The sequence below is a fragment of the Amycolatopsis eburnea genome, from assembly GCF_003937945.1.
GTDB lineage: Bacteria > Actinomycetota > Actinomycetes > Mycobacteriales > Pseudonocardiaceae > Amycolatopsis > Amycolatopsis eburnea.
In genome coordinates, this window is the sequence record NZ_RSEC01000055.1 from 14,373 (window position 1) to 28,160 (window position 13,788).

Annotated in this window: 13 protein-coding genes; 5 read left to right on the plus strand and 8 right to left on the minus strand. The window is 70.8% G+C overall.

Annotated features, from left to right (window positions below; translation table 11 throughout):
* The first annotated feature begins 29 nt into the window (after nucleotides 1–29).
* A complete protein-coding gene (locus EIY87_RS24670; protein ID WP_125312274.1) occupies nucleotides 30–962 on the plus strand; it encodes a nucleoside hydrolase in 933 nt (310 codons plus the stop codon).
* Here the strand turns inward: EIY87_RS24670 and EIY87_RS24675 are convergent.
* Nucleotides 931–2,130 carry a LacI family DNA-binding transcriptional regulator gene (locus EIY87_RS24675; RefSeq protein WP_125312275.1) on the minus strand — a complete coding sequence of 400 codons (1,200 nt, stop codon included), beginning with the start codon at nucleotides 2,128–2,130 and terminating at the stop codon, nucleotides 931–933. The two genes, EIY87_RS24670 and EIY87_RS24675, sit on opposite strands and share 32 nt — an antisense overlap.
* Between EIY87_RS24675 and EIY87_RS24680 the strand changes: the two genes are divergently transcribed.
* The gene (locus EIY87_RS24680) at nucleotides 2,033–3,442 is read left to right on the plus strand and encodes an MFS transporter (protein ID WP_191984256.1); all 1,410 of its coding nucleotides are present in this window, start codon (nucleotides 2,033–2,035) and stop codon (nucleotides 3,440–3,442) included. The genes EIY87_RS24675 and EIY87_RS24680 overlap by 98 nt on opposite strands.
* Nucleotides 3,443–3,636: 194 nt before the next feature.
* Here EIY87_RS24680 and EIY87_RS24690 read toward each other — a convergent pair whose 3' ends face one another.
* Together EIY87_RS24690 and EIY87_RS24695 are read right to left on the minus strand one after the other, a co-directional pair.
* Nucleotides 3,637–4,209 (minus strand): TIGR03086 family metal-binding protein, encoded by a 573-nt coding sequence (locus EIY87_RS24690; protein ID WP_125312278.1) that lies wholly within the window; start codon nucleotides 4,207–4,209, stop codon nucleotides 3,637–3,639.
* Nucleotides 4,206–5,012 (minus strand): MBL fold metallo-hydrolase, encoded by an 807-nt coding sequence (locus tag EIY87_RS24695; RefSeq protein ID WP_225440024.1) that lies wholly within the window; start codon nucleotides 5,010–5,012, stop codon nucleotides 4,206–4,208. The genes EIY87_RS24690 and EIY87_RS24695 overlap by 4 nt, the downstream gene beginning before the upstream one ends.
* A gap of 444 nt (nucleotides 5,013–5,456) precedes the next feature.
* Here EIY87_RS24695 and EIY87_RS24700 point away from each other — a divergent pair, with 444 nt between their 5' ends.
* The 3 genes from EIY87_RS24700 to EIY87_RS24710 are packed head-to-tail and all read left to right on the plus strand — an operon-like array spanning nucleotide 5,457 to nucleotide 8,369.
* Nucleotides 5,457–6,149, plus strand: a complete 693-nt coding sequence (locus tag EIY87_RS24700) for a terpene synthase family protein (RefSeq protein ID WP_225440025.1) — start codon at nucleotides 5,457–5,459, stop codon at nucleotides 6,147–6,149.
* Nucleotides 6,150–6,162: 13 nt separating this feature from the next.
* Nucleotides 6,163–7,506 carry a cytochrome P450 gene (locus tag EIY87_RS24705; RefSeq protein ID WP_125312280.1) on the plus strand — a complete coding sequence of 448 codons (1,344 nt, stop codon included), beginning with the start codon at nucleotides 6,163–6,165 and terminating at the stop codon, nucleotides 7,504–7,506.
* Entirely contained in the window at nucleotides 7,503–8,369 is an 867-nt protein-coding gene (locus EIY87_RS24710; RefSeq protein ID WP_225440026.1) for an SAM-dependent methyltransferase, read from the plus strand. Before EIY87_RS24705 ends, EIY87_RS24710 begins: the two co-directional genes overlap by 4 nt.
* Before the next feature lie 127 nt (nucleotides 8,370–8,496).
* On the opposite strand, the gene EIY87_RS24715 is transcribed toward EIY87_RS24710, so the two are convergent.
* From EIY87_RS24715 to EIY87_RS24735, 5 genes are read right to left on the minus strand one after another with little or no spacing between them, the layout of a single operon-like run.
* On the minus strand, nucleotides 8,497–9,702 hold the full coding sequence (locus tag EIY87_RS24715) for a PucR family transcriptional regulator (protein WP_125312281.1): 1,206 nt from the start codon (nucleotides 9,700–9,702) through the stop codon (nucleotides 8,497–8,499).
* Nucleotides 9,703–9,718: 16 nt separating this feature from the next.
* Entirely contained in the window at nucleotides 9,719–10,084 is a 366-nt protein-coding gene (locus tag EIY87_RS24720; protein ID WP_125312282.1) for a RidA family protein, read from the minus strand.
* On the minus strand, nucleotides 10,081–11,301 hold the full coding sequence (locus EIY87_RS24725; protein WP_125312283.1) for an NAD(P)/FAD-dependent oxidoreductase: 1,221 nt from the start codon (nucleotides 11,299–11,301) through the stop codon (nucleotides 10,081–10,083). The genes EIY87_RS24720 and EIY87_RS24725 overlap by 4 nt, the downstream gene beginning before the upstream one ends.
* Nucleotides 11,298–12,284 (minus strand): dipeptidase, encoded by a 987-nt coding sequence (locus EIY87_RS24730; RefSeq protein ID WP_125312284.1) that lies wholly within the window; start codon nucleotides 12,282–12,284, stop codon nucleotides 11,298–11,300. Before EIY87_RS24730 ends, EIY87_RS24725 begins: the two co-directional genes overlap by 4 nt.
* On the minus strand, nucleotides 12,284–13,729 hold the full coding sequence (locus tag EIY87_RS24735; RefSeq protein ID WP_125312285.1) for an amidohydrolase family protein: 1,446 nt from the start codon (nucleotides 13,727–13,729) through the stop codon (nucleotides 12,284–12,286). The genes EIY87_RS24730 and EIY87_RS24735 overlap by 1 nt, the downstream gene beginning before the upstream one ends.
* Nucleotides 13,730–13,788 lie beyond the last annotated feature (59 nt).

Below are 13,788 nucleotides of genomic sequence, written 5' to 3' on the forward strand. Positions count from 1 at the left end.
AAACGATTACGCACCTTCTGAGGAGCTGCATGCCCATCCCGGTCATCATCGACTGTGACCCCGGCCACGACGACGTTTTCGCCCTCTGGCTGGCCGCCGGCAACCCCGAGATCGACCTGCGCGGTGTCACGACCGTCGGCGGCAACGGGCGTCTGGAACACACGACCCACAACGCCCGGGTAGCGCTCACCGTCGCCGGCGTCGACGGGGTGCCGGTCGCCTCCGGGGCCGACAAGCCCCTGCGGCGGGAACTCACCCCCGCCACCTGGATCCACGGCGACAACGCGCTCGGCGGGCCGGTGCTGCCGGAACCCACGGTGCCCCTGGACGAGCGGGGCGCGCTCGACCTGATCGCCGATCTTCTCGAAGGCGCCAGCGAGCCGATCACGATTGTTCCGACCGGTCCGCTCACCAACATCGCGATGCTGCTCGAACAGCGCCCCGATCTCCGAGAGTACATCAAGGAGATCATCTGGATGGGCGGCTCGACCGGCCGTGGGAACGTCGGCGCCTACCCCGAGTTCAACGCCTGGGTCGACCCCGAGGCGGCCGACCTCGTCTTCAAGGCCGGACTCCCGCTCACCATGGTCGGCCTCAACATCTCGCACCAAGCCCTGATCACCGAAGAGGTCATCCGGTCCATCGGCGCGATCGGCAACGACACCAGCGCCTTCGGTGTCGAACTGCTCCGCTTCTTCTGCAGCACCTACGACGCGGTCGAAGGCATGCCCGAAGGGCCGCTGCACGACCCCATCACGGTCGCGATCGCCATCGACCGGGCGGTGGCGAGTATCCAGCGCTGCCACGTCGACGTCGAAACCCGGGGCGAGTTCACCTCGGGTGCCACGGCGGTCGACCTGCACGACATGCTGAAGAAGGAACCCAACGCCGACATCGCGATCACGCTGGACGTGCCGCGGTTCTGGCAGCTCATCCGCGACGCCGTCGCGAACCTGAAGTAGCCGCGCCCGTCGAATCGCCGGGGCGCAACGTCGTGCGGAGCCGGATGTGCGAGCCCGCGGAATCGGCGTCGTCGATCTGGCGCATCAGCTGAGTGACCGCGGCTTCCGCGATCTCCGCCATCGGCTGCCGCACCGTCGTCAAGGTGGGGCTGCAGATGTCGGCCAGTATCGTGCCGTCGAAGCCGGTGATCAGGACGTCCTCCGGGACCGCCCGGCCGCGGCGGACGAACCCGGCCAGCAGCCCGGTCGCGATGAGGTCGTCGCCGGCGATCACCGCGTCCGGCAGCTTCGATCGGCGCATCAGCTGGCTCGCCGCCGACAGGCCGAACTCGAAGAGGTACCGGTCGATCACCGGCTTCTGCGCGGTCAGGCCGAGGCTCGCCACACTCGCCGCGAACGCCTGCCGGCGTTCCCGGCCGACCGAGGTCCGGTCGTCGGCGCCGACGAACGCCACGGTTTCGGCGCCCTGTTCGGAAACGTGGCGCAGGACCTGGTCGATGCCTCCCGCATTGTCGATCCCGACGAAGGAAAGCGCCTCGTCGTTTTCGACCCGGCGATCGACCTGGACGACGGGGAGTTGCCGGGAAATATCCATGATCGTCGGCCGGGATTCGTCGAAATAGGCGGGAACGACAAAAATGCCCCGAACCCGACGGCTGGCCAATGCTTCGAGTCGTTCGATTTCGCGGTCGAGTTCGCCGTGCGAATCCGCGATGAGCATTTTCAGGTCGAACTTCGCCAGGTGGTCTTCGAACTCGTGGACGAGAGAGGCGTAGAACGGGTTGCTCACCATCGGGACCACGATCCCGACCACGCCGTCCGAACCTTCGCGCAGCGCTTTGCCGAGAGTGTTCACCTGATAGCCAAGGCGATCGGCGGTCTCGCGCACGAGGCGCATGGTCGCTTCCGAGACCCGCCCCTTGTTCCCGAGGGCCCGCGACGCGGTCGCGATCGAGACGCCCGCGGCGTTCGCGACGTCTTGAAGTGAAACCGCCATTCGTGCTCCGTCATTCATCGGGTCGAGACGGCGGGAGTCTACCACATTCATGATCAACACAAAGGTGTCGACAATGGTGTCAGTCAGCCGAAGCCGGTCCGGATCGCCGGTGGTGACCTTGCTGATCGCGTTGCTTTCCGCATGCCTCGCATTCCAGTTGAACGCGAGCATGCTCAGCCCCGCGCTGGTTTCGATCCAGCGCGAATTGGCGGTCGATGCCGGCGCGGTGGCCGCCACGCAGACCGCGTTCTTCACCGCGGCCGCGGTGTTCTCGTTGTTCCTGCCGCGCCTCGCCGACATCGCGGGCCGGCGACGGGTCCTTTGTGGTGCACTGCTCCTGATGGCCGCGGGCTGCCTGCTCGCCACCCTCGCGTCGAACATCGCGGTGCTGTTCCTCGGCCGCGTCATCCAAGGCGCGTCCGGCCCGGTGATCCCGATCGCGCTGGTGATGCTGCGTGCCGAAGTCACCGAACCGAAGAAGTACGGCACGCTCATGGGGGTGGTGACCGCCGTCAACGGCGGGATCGCCGGGTTCGACGCCCTGCTCGGCGGTTACCTCGTGACCCACCACGGGTTCCACGCCATTTTCTGGACCATGGCGGCGGTGGCCATCGCCGCGGCAGTACTGGTCCGCTTCCTTTGCCCGGAGTCCTACGCGGAAGATCGCCGCCGCCTGGACACCGCCGGCACGGCGCTGCTCGTCGTCGCGGTCGGCGCGGCACTGGTCTCCCTCGACGAACTGGGCAAGCTCGCCGGTGCGCTGTGGGGGATCGTGCTCGGGACCGCCGTTCTCGCGGTCGCGGCGTTCGTCACGTTTTGGCGGGTCGAGAAGCGCGTCACCGCTCCTTTGGTCCCGCTCGCCCAGCTGCGTGAACGGTCCACCTGGGCGCTGGTGAGCACGACGGCACTCACCCTCGGCGGGGTGTTCGCGGTGATGAACGGCATCCTCCCGGCCCTCGCCCAGGACAGCGCCCTCGGGTTCCGGCTCGACGCGGAAGAGGTGTCGGCACTCATCCTGACGCCGTACGCCGTCGCCGGGCTGCTGGTGGGACCGCTCGCCGGCCGGCTCGCCGCCGGCTTCGGATACCAGCGCATGCTGCGGCTGGGCGTCGCCGGCGCGTTCGCGGGGATGCTCGCGGTGGCCTTCGGCGCGCAAGGCACCGCCACGGTCTTCCTGTTCTTCGTCGCCGTCTGGGTCGGGGTAACCTACGCGGGCGTCGCGAACATCATGCTCAACGGGCTCGGGGTCGTCCTCAGCCCACCGGACCGGCCGGGTTCGCTGCCCGGGCTGAACACCGGGGCGTTCAACATCGGGGCCGGCCTCAGCTTCCTGGTCGTCTACGCGGTCCAGGGCGCCGCGTCCTCGACGCCCGCCGCCGGTTACGTCGCCGCCGCGCTCTGCAGTGCGGTGTTCCTGGTGGCCGCCTTCGCCGTCTCGTTCGCGATCCCGCGTCCCGTCGCCGCCGAGGTGACAGCCCGATGAGGGTCGTCGCCATCGGATCGGTCAACGTGGACCACTCTTTTCGCGTGCCGTCGATCCCGAAGCCGGGGGAGACGGTGCTGGCCGAAGCCGGCCGCACCAGCGTCGGCGGCAAGTCCTTCAACCAGGCGGCCGCCGCGCGACTGCTCGGCGGCGACGTCGACCTCGTCGCGATCCTCGACCTTCGGACGCCTTCGTCACGCCCGCGGATCCCGCCCGGCGAGGCTGAGGAGCCGGTCGGCGGCCGGTGCGCCGTCCGCCACCGGCACTCCGTCGCCGATGGTTCCGCTGCCCTGCCGAGAACGTAGCCGCGATCCCATGACGGCCAGCAACACCTCGGCGAAGTCGTCGCGGATCGGTTGTCCCGAGCCGGTTCCCCGCGCGAGGTCCCACGTGTGCACCACCAGGTCGGTCGCCAGCTGCCAGCGGTAGTCGGACGCCGGGGTGTCCCCGAAGGACAGGTGCACGATCCGCTCCGTCGCACCGGGTTCCCGCCACGCCGCGCGGGCCGCAGTGGAAGACCTGCCCCATGCGCGTATCGGGTCGTCGCCCAGCACGTCGCCGTCGTAGCGGTCGCCGACCTCCTTGATGGTCAGGCCGGCGAGCAGGTGCGGCACCCACAGCTGCTCGCGCACGAGGTGACCGACGACGTCCCGCACCGTCCACCCGGGACACGGCGTCGGCTGCTCCCACTGGTTGTCGCGGACCTGGTTCACCAGGCGGCCGAACGTCCGGAACGACTCTTCGTGGAGCTCGTGCAAGTCCGTCACGTGTGCCAGCTCCGTCCCTGTCCGGTGAGCACGCGCCCGAAAGCCAGTTCGGGGAAGTGTGCGCCCACGCCCGTCGTCGCCTCCTTCTCCAGCTCGCGGAAAAGACTGTCACGCACCCGCCGCGCCAGGGCGGGGTCGACGTCGGCCATCGACTGCCAGGTAGGCTCGTCCAGCTGAACCGGGCAGGTGATCGCGTCGCCGAGCAGCAAAGCGCGTTGCCCCGCGGAGGAAACGACGACGCACAAGTGCCCTGGCGTGTGCCCGGGCGTCATCATGAGCGACAGGCCGGGCGCGACCGTCGTGTCCTGGCCCGCGAGCTGTACCCGGTCACCGCGTTCGCGGGTGGCGACGAGCCCGCGGATGTGGTCGGCCAGTTTGGCCGGGCCGGTCACGAAGTGGTCCCAGTCGCCGGTGCCGAACCAGATGGTGGCCCGGGGGAACACCGGTTCGGCGTTGGTGTCGAAGAGCCAGCCGCAGTGGTCGCTGTGTAGGTGAGTGCAGATGACGTCGGTCACGTCGGCCGGCGCCACGCCGATCGCGAGGAGGCCGAGCAATAGCTGGCCGCCGACGAGCAGTCGGCGTGGACCGGCGTCGTCCAGCGTGGGGCCCATGCCCGCGTCGACGAGCACCGTGCGGTCCCCGGTGCGGACGAGGAAGCAGCCAATGGGCAGCCACGCCATGCCGTCGCGGGACTGGAACAGGTGCTCGTGGCCCTCCGGTCGCACGTGCTCGCCGAAGTAGGCGGGCGACGCGCGGAAAGTGCCGTCCGTGAGGGGGTGGACGGTGATGTCGCCGATTCGCATCGGGTTCCTTTCCGTTTCCGGCCTTCCTTGCCAACCTTACCGCCATCTGTATAGTGAGCACTACATATAGTAGGTAGAACGTTCTGTCTTTATGGAGGCCGTTGTGGATGGAAACCCGGTTCGGGACGTCGACTCGCGGCACCGGGAAATCGCCCTTCCGTACCCGGTGCGGCGTCATCCGCACGCCGAGCGGTTCCAAGGGAACACGCGGCAGTGGGCGCACCGCTTCGGGCTGATCGGGGACGGGCGCACGCTCGAGAAGTTCGACGCGCTCGGCTACGGGCGCCTCATGGCCTGCGCGTCGCCGGACGCGCGGGACGAGGACTTGCAGCTGCTGGTCGACTGGAACACGCTGTTCTTCGTCTTCGACGACATCCAGGATGACGCGCTGCTGGCGGGAAGCGGGCCGAGTACGAGTGGCTGCGGCGCCAGGTCCAGAAGGTCGTGGACCGGCGCGGGCGAGCGACTTCCGGAAATCCGGTCGTGGCAGCAGTCGCGGACCTGTGCACCCGCACGTTCCCAGGCCGGGGCCCGGAATGGGAGCGGCGCTTCGCCCTCAACCTCGAAACCTGGCTCGCCGGGCACGCGCGCGAAAACGCGTTCCGGGCCGCCGCGGTGCCGCCGGGCAGCGCCGAGTACGTCCGGCTTCGGCGCGACGCCTCGACGGTGTTGCCCAACTGCGACTTGATCGAGCTCACCGAGGGCGCCGAGATCCCCGACGCCCTCTACTACCGCGGCGCCTACCAGGAAGTCGTGGCCGCGACGGCGGACATCATGTGCTGGGCCAACGACGTCCACTCACTGCCGGGCGAGCTGGCGGCGGGTGATCCGATCAACTTCGTCGTCGTGCTCGCTGAAGAGCGTCGCCTCGACTGGCCGGCCGCGGTGCGGTGCGTCTGCGACCGGATCGCGGACCGGGTTGCCGAGCGGACTGCCGCGGAACGCCGGCTCGACGCCGACCTGGCCGAGCTGGAACTGCCGGACGACCTCAGGCGCGCGGTGCGCCGGGGTGTCGCGAACCAGGGATCCTGGGCCGCCGGCATGGAGCGGTGGGACCGGACCGACACGATCCGCCACGCCGCCCCGAAGTTCACCGACGAAACCGGCCGCGCGGGGTACGCGGAAAACCTTCTCTGAACGGAGCTCGGATATGGCTGCACCCGCAGTGGCGAAACCCGTTGTCGCACCCGGCCGGGTGCCCGGACTGGGGCACCTGCCGCGACTGGTCCGCGATCCCTTCGGCTTCTTCGTTTCGCTCGCCGACGTCGGCGACGTCGTGACCGTCCTGATCGGACGGAAGCCGGTCCACCTGATCACCACACCCAGGCTGGTGCGGTCCGTCCTGCTCGCCGGTGGTGACGTGTTCCGCCGGGGCCGTGTCTTCGAGAAGGCGACCAAGACGTTCGGCGGCGGCGTGATCGTGGCGGAGGGCGACGCCCATCGGCGGCAGCGCCGGCTGATGCAGCCCGCTTTCGGTCGGCACCGCATCGCCTCCTACGTGCCCGAGATGCGTGAGGCCGTCGTGCGCGGCATCGCGAAGTGGCATCCGGGGGAGGTGCTCGACGTCCCGCGCGTCACCCACGAAATGGCGGTGGACGCACTGGTCCACACGCTGTTCAAGGCGGAGCTGGCCGACGGTGCCGCTGAGCGGATCATGGCCGCCTTCCCCGGGATCGTGTCGGGGATCATGGCGCACACGCTCTATCCGGCCGACTGGCTCGAACGGGTGCCGATCGGGGTGAACCGCCGCTACCAGAAGTCGTCCGACGAGGTCCGGCAGGTCGTCGACGACGTCATCGCGCGGAGCGCCGGCACCGATTCGGACGGTGCGAGCCTCCTGGACGTGCTCATCAAGGCGCACGACGAGGGCGCGGGTTTCGACCGCGACCTGCTGCGCGACGAGGTCGTCACCCTGCTGATCGCCGGCTCGGAGACGGTCGCCACCACGCTTGCCTGGACCCTGCACGAGATCGCCGGCCACCCCGCCGTCGAGCGGCTGCTGGTGCACGAGCTCACCACCGAACTCGGGGACACCCCGGTGCGGCACAGCGACTTCGCACGGCTGCCCGTGCTGGACCGGGTCATCAAGGAGACGCTGCGCCTGCACACACCGAACTGGCTGCTGACCCGGCGGGCAACCGAACCGACCACCCTCGGCGGATACCGCGTTCCCGCCGGCGCCGAGGTCGGGTTCAGCCTCACGGCGCTGCACCGCGACCCGAAGGTGTTCGACGTCCCGCTGGCGTTCGACCCCGACCGGTGGCTCGACGAAAACCTCGCCGGATACGCCGTCGACGCCATGATGCCGTTCGGCGTCGGCAGGCACCGGTGTCCCGGCGACACGTTCGCGTGGGCCGAACTGGGCGTCGCGATCGCGACGATCCTGCGGAAGTGGCGCCTGGTCCACCAACCCGGGGCCAAGGTCCGGGAGCTGCCCTTGGTCACGGTGCAGCCGTCGGGACTGCGGCTGGTCGCGCGGCGGCGGGCCGCGTGAGCGACGTCGGACTGGCCGCGGGAGTGAGCACGACCGCCCTCATGATCGCCGCTACTCGGGCGATCGAAACCCACCGCCCGGACGGGCTCGTCCAGGACCGCTACGCCGAGCACTTCGTCCGCCACGCCCGGATCGGAGTCGCGATGCCCACGCGCATCGAGGACGTCGAGGAGGGCGACGCGCACCCGGTGTGGGGTCGCTTAGGCGCCTACTGCGGCCTGCGCACCCGGGTCTTCGACGACGTGGTGCGGGCGTCGGCGACCCCGCAGGTCGTCCTGCTCGGCGCCGGCCTGGACACCCGCGCGCTGCGGCTCGACCTGCCCGCGGCGACGCGGGTCTTCGAGGTCGACCGCGCGGACGTGCTGAGCTTCAAGACCGCGGTTCTCGACGCGGTCGGCGCGCGGGCGCGGGTGCGCTGCGACCGGCTGGCCGTCGACCTCGCCGAGGATTGGGCCGGCGCGCTGCTGACCGCCGGGTTCGCAGCGGACCGGCCCACGACGTGGATCGCCGAAGGGGTGCTGCCGTACCTCTCGCCCCAGGTGGAGGAGCGGGTGCTGGCCCTGGTCGACCGGCTGTCCGCGCCGGGCAGCCGGCTCGGCTACGAGGTCGTACCCGGTCAGGAGTCGGCCGGGTTCCGCGACCACGAGCTGTACGCGGGCACGGGCGAGGCCATCGGCTCCCACCTGCCGAGCCTGCTCGACGCCCACGCCCGCCCGGACTCGGCGGCCGCGCTCCGGGCGGCGGGCTGGGAGGTCACCGAACGCCCGGTCGCGGACTACACCGCGCGCTACGGCCGCGGCCCGGACCGGGCGATCGACGACCCGATCCGGCTGGCGCGGTGGGGCTTCGCGCGAAAGATATAGGTGACGCACGCACTTGTCCGTGCGGTCCGTGGACGTCGGAGCGGAATCGCTGGGCGTCACAGCTCTGCGAGCGATTTCGACGGACGGCGATGCCGGGTGACGCGGCCGGCCGCCGGTATCGGCCGCCTCAGATGTCGCCGAGCAGTCTGGCCGCTTTGATGCCGAGGTGCAGGACGAGGCGGCGTTCCCCGTCGCTCAGGTCGAAGCCGGTGAGGTCCTCGATGCGGCGCAGCCGGTGGTAGACCGTCGCCCGGTGGACGCCGAGGCGCTCGGCCACCGCGCGGGAGTCGCCCGCGCGGTCGAGGAAGGTTTCCGCGGTGACCACCAGCTCGGGATCGGCGTCGGCGAGCGCGGTGATCGCCTGGGCGACCCCCATGCTGCGGAGTTGCTCGCGCGGCTGGGCGGCGAGCAGGGCGTAGATCCCGAGCGCGTCGTGGCGGGCGACGGGCCGGAACAGGGGGATGACGTCGGCGACCCGGATCGCGTCGAGCGCCTGCTGGTACGAGGTCGCGGCGTCGGCCAGCCGCGTTGTGGGACGGCCCACCCCGGACACCACGGCCCGCCAGCGCTCCGAGCGACCCAGCCGGTGCTCCGCCGACGCGCACAGTTCGCCGGCGAGCCGGGGGACCCGCTCGAGCGCGCGCTGGGTCACGACGAGCAGTCCGTGGCCGGGGCGGATGAGAACCATGCTCTCGCGCACCGGCAGTGCACCGGCGGCCGCGCGCAGCGCCGCGCCGAGCGCCAGGCGGTCGCCCGCGTCGACCTCCTGATCGGCGACCGGCAACGGCGCGACGACGATGACGACGACGCCACCGCGCGCCGCGAAGAGGTCCGATTCGACGAGCCCGTCGGCCGCGAGGGCGCGGGCCACGAGGTCGTCCGACAGGAGGTCGCGGAGGAACTCCCCGACGCGGGCGTCGTGCAGCTCGCCCAGGGTCCGCTCGCGGAAGAGCACCTCCGCGGCTTCGCCCGCCGCCACCCCGGCGAGGGCGAGCCCGGAGTCGTCCACGGGTTCGTCGGCGTCGATGAGCCACAGGTAGCCGAACTGGACGCCCTGGAACCGGATCGGGATCGCGACCCGGGGCAGCAGGCCGAGCTCCGGGGCGGCGGGCAGGCGGACCGGCCCGCCGGCGCGGGAGAGCCGGAATTGCCGGAGCCAGGCGACCCCTTCCGGCGGGGCCTCTCGAGTCAGGATCACCCGCGCTCGCATGTCGTCGATGGGCCCGGCCTGGGCGCTGTAGGCGAGCAGCCGGAAGTGGACGTCGTCGACCGCGACGGCCCGGCCCAGCTGCCGGGCGAGGGTGTCCACCACCCGCTGCAGGTCTTCGCTCACGCCCGCGAATGTAACTTCAATGGGTGTCGCCCAGCCACGCGACGACGTCGAGCTCGACGCGGAACGGCGTGACCAGCTGGGCGCCGATCGTCGTGCGGGCGGGACGCCGCTCGGGAAACTCCTCGATCCAGATCTCGTTGTAGGCGGCGAAGTCGTCGAGGTCGGCCAGGTAGGCGGTGACCTTGAGGATGTGGTCCGGCCGCGCGCCGGCGTCGGCCAGCACCCGCCGGACGTTCGCGAAGGCCGCGCGGGCCTCGTCCTGGAACGCACCGGTCACCGGCCGCCAGCTCTCGTCCACCCCGACCTGGCCCGACAACAGCAGCAGGTCGCCCTGCCGGCGGAACGTCGGCGCGGGCGGCGGGGTGATCGCGGTGTCGCTCATCGAAGACTCCCTCGACGTAGTGGGTCAAGCGGGCGTAGCCCGGGGGCCGAGGCTCCGCTCATGATCTGTTCGGCCAGCAGCTTTCCGGTGACCGGGCCGAGCGTCACGCCCCACATGCCGTGGCCGCCCGCGACGTGGACACCGGGAAGCTTCGTCGCTCCGACGACCGGGAGGCCGTCGGGGGTCAGCGGCCGGGACCCGACCCAGGGCTCCCGGAAGTCGTCCCACCCGGCGTCGAGCAGCGGGCGGAGCGAGCGCAGGAGGGCGTCGATGCGGCGGCCGTCGAAGGGCGCGTCCCGGTCGGCGATCTCCATGGCACCCGTGATCCGGACCCGGTCGCCGTACGGGGTGAGCGTCACCCGGGCGCCGGGCAGGTAGACCGGACCGGGGAGGGGATCGGCGAGCCGGACGCTGCACGAGTACCCGCGCCCGGCCTGCACCGGCACACGCACGCCCAGCCGGCGGCCCAGTTCCGGCAGCCAAGCGCCCGTCGCGAGCACGACCGCGTCGGCGCGATGCGGCGGTCCCGTCCAGGTGTCCACCTGCAGCCCGCCCGGCCCGAACCCGATCGACCGCACGTGAGCGCCCCCGGCGATCTCGCCACCCCGCTCGCGCACCGATCCGGCGAGCGCGTCGAGGAACGCGCCGGGCGCGAGGAACCGTTGCCCTTCCAGGTGCAACACCTGCGTGACCCGGTCGGAGAACGGAGCCTCGTGGCCCGCCGAGATCCGGTAGGAGACGTCCTGCCCGGCGGAGCGGGCGGCGGTGAGTTCGTGCTCGAGCCCCGCGGTGTCCTGACCGGCGGTGAACCCGATGCGGACGGTCCGCTCGTGGACCTCGGCGGCGACCCCGCCCTTGGCCAGCTCGTCGAAGGCGCTGAGGCCGGCCACTGCCAGTGGCGCGAGCGCGGTCATCCCGCGCCGCCACCGGGAAGCGGTCGCGTTCCGGGCGAACCCGGCCAGGAACGCCACGGGCGGCCGCCCGCGCACCGCGACCGGCGAGCCCGGCGTGAGCAGGCTTCGCGCGCCTTCCCGCAGCAAGGCCGGCTCCGCCAGCGGTGCGACCATGGCGGGTACCAGGTAGCCCGCGTTGCCCCACGACGCACCCGCGGCCACCGCCGATCGCTCCAGTACGGTGACGTCCGCGCCGTGCTCCTGCAGGAACCACGCACATGAAAGCCCGACGATGCCGGCCCCGATGACCACCACGCGCGTCATCGCCACACCTCCTCGGCCAAACGGAGGAAGTTCCCGCCCAGGATTCCCTCGACGGCTTCGGGCGCGTGGCCGCGCTCGAGCAGGGCCGCGGTGATGGCGGGCAGGCGTTCGGGCTCGATGAACTCCAGCTTGTCCCACTGGGCGTAGCTCGCCGGGAACAGCTCCGGGTTCGCGGCCAGCTCGTCGTCGAGCTGGTCGAAGCAGAAATCCAGTCCGAGGCCCACGTGCTCCCAGCCGACGAGTTCCACGGCGTGCTCGACGTGGCGGACGAGCGCTTCGGTGCTCGCGTCGTTGTTTCCCAGGAACATCCCGACCCCGTCGATCCCGACGACGCCACCGGTCGCCGCGCACGCGAGCAGCTGGTCGTCCCAGACGTTGCGCGGGTCGTCGTGCACCGCCCGCGCCGCCGTGTGGGACACCACCACCGGTGCCGTCGACGCCGCGAAGACGTCCATGGACGTCTGGTAGGAGCAATGCGCGGTGTCGACCACCATCCCGACCCGGTTCATTTCGGCCACCACTTCGAGGCCGAACTCCGTCAGGCCGCCGTCGACCTCGTCGTGACAGCCGGAGCCGGCGGCGTTGCGCTGGTTGTAGGTCAGCAACATGGTGCGCACCCCGAGGTCGTAGTACGTCTGCACCAAGTCCACCCGGCCGCCGAGCGGGCGGGTGTCCTCCAGGTCGAACGCGACGGCGAGCCGGCCGGTGGCCTTCGCCTCGCGCACGTCCTCGGTCGTGCGGGCCAGGACGTAGCGGTCGGGCCGGGCGAGCAGCTGGTGCCGGAATCCCGACAGCACCCGGATGGTGTCCGAGACGTCGTGGGGTGCGTAGCCGACGTTGACCGACACGAACGACGCCCCCGCCTTCGCGTACCGCCACAGGACGTCGACGTCGGTGTCGGGGTCGAGCGGGAGGCAGCAGTGCTGCTCCCACACCAGCGCCTGCGCGTGGCACAAGGCGGCGTCCGGCTGGGTCGTGAGCATCAGTGGCTTCCGTTCAAGCAGGAGGGGCACCCCGGCAGGCGCGCGCCGTGGTGGAGGGCTCGTTTGTAGTGAGTCTCTTCCTCGAGCGCGGGCGGAAGGTCCGCGGTCAGCAGCGGCTGCTCCGGCAGCGCGTCACGATCCACCACCGCACCGTCCTTGATGACGGCGTGGACGCTCTGGTAGTTCTTCGCACCCTTCAAGGGATCCTGGTCGAGGACGACCACGTCGGCGATCTTGCCGGCTTCGAGGGTCCCGAGGTCGTCGTCGACGTGGTAGGCCCGCGCGATGTTGCGCGTGGCCGCGTGCAGCAACGCCATCGGCGACATCCCTTTTTCCTCCATGGCCCGCAGCCAGACGAAGTGGCCCGTCGCCAGGCGGTTCAGGCCCTCCTCTTCGGGCAGGCCGTTCCAGGTGCCTTTTACCATCGGCTCGCTCATGACTTCCGGGGCGAGGATGCCGCCGTCGTTGGCCAGGAGGATCGACGCTCCCGAGTCGACGAGGTTGCGGGCGTTGACGTCCGAGGCCTTCCAGATCGTCCACTCGGGATCCGAAATGGACTCCTTGAGAATCTTGAAGCCGTTGTCGGTCAGGGGGAAGATGACGGCGCCGCAGTTCTTCTCGGCGAAGAGTTCGAGGGTCTCGCGCGGGATCTCGGTGGGCCCGGTCGTGTTGGCGTGCTGCACGAGGTCGCACCCCGCCTCGATCGCCATCCGCAGGCCCTCGACGCTGGAGGTGTGTGCTTGCGCGGTCAGCCCGGCCCGGTGCGCTTCCTCGACGATGACGCGCTGCGTGCGCTCCGAGAACGCGATGAAGGCGCCGGCCGAGGCCCCGCCGTGCTCGTTCGACGCGTACTTGACGAAGTCCACCCCGCGTTCGAGGTACGCGCGGACCTCCTTGCCGACCTCGTCCGGGGTCAGCCACATCAGGTGCCGCCCGACGTTTTCGACCCAGGTCGCGTTGATTCGGTCGACGAAGTGGGAGCTCCCGACGCCGGGGATCCGCTTGTCGAAGTCGTCGGAGAACGGGCCGTCGAAGCCGACGATGTTGCCGGCGCAGCGGATCCGGCTGCCGGGGGTCTCGCCCCGGTCGATCCGGTCGCGGACCGCCATCAGCGCCCGCCGCGGCCCCCAGGTGTCGAAGACCGTGGTCATCCCGCCTTTCAGGGCGACCTGCGCGGCCTCGGCGATCAGGTCTTCGTAGCGGCCTTCGTACCGGACGAGCGTCTCGAGCATGACGTTGACGAGCAGGTGCACGTTGGCGTTCATGAGCCCGGGGATCAGGAACTTCCCGCTGTAGTCGAGGGTCTCGGTGCCCGCCGGGACCGTCAGCGCGTCCGGGCGGTCGATCGCCGTGATGCGGCCGTTCTCGATCAGGATCGCGCGGCCGTCGATGCCCTTGTCGGCGACGCCGTCGATGACGGTCGCGCCCGTCAGCAGGAGTGACATCGTCGTCTTCCTTCCGTTCTCCAGCACGTCACATCACGTTAGAGGCCGGGGTCGCCATC

Coding starts and splice junctions, on each gene's coding strand:
- EIY87_RS24670 (WP_125312274.1), top strand. CDS start 30: ATGCCCATCCCGGTCATCATCGACTGTGACCCCGGCCACGACGACGTT.
- EIY87_RS24680 (WP_191984256.1), top strand. CDS start 2,033: ATGGTGTCAGTCAGCCGAAGCCGGTCCGGATCGCCGGTGGTGACCTTG.
- EIY87_RS24675 (WP_125312275.1), bottom strand. CDS start 2,130: ATGCTCGCGTTCAACTGGAATGCGAGGCATGCGGAAAGCAACGCGATC.
- EIY87_RS24695 (WP_225440024.1), bottom strand. CDS start 5,012: ATGCGAATCGGCGACATCACCGTCCACCCCCTCACGGACGGCACTTTC.
- EIY87_RS24705 (WP_125312280.1), top strand. CDS start 6,163: ATGGCTGCACCCGCAGTGGCGAAACCCGTTGTCGCACCCGGCCGGGTG.
- EIY87_RS24720 (WP_125312282.1), bottom strand. CDS start 10,084: ATGAGCGACACCGCGATCACCCCGCCGCCCGCGCCGACGTTCCGCCGG.
- EIY87_RS24725 (WP_125312283.1), bottom strand. CDS start 11,301: ATGACGCGCGTGGTGGTCATCGGGGCCGGCATCGTCGGGCTTTCATGT.
- EIY87_RS24730 (WP_125312284.1), bottom strand. CDS start 12,284: ATGCTCACGACCCAGCCGGACGCCGCCTTGTGCCACGCGCAGGCGCTG.
- EIY87_RS24735 (WP_125312285.1), bottom strand. CDS start 13,729: ATGTCACTCCTGCTGACGGGCGCGACCGTCATCGACGGCGTCGCCGAC.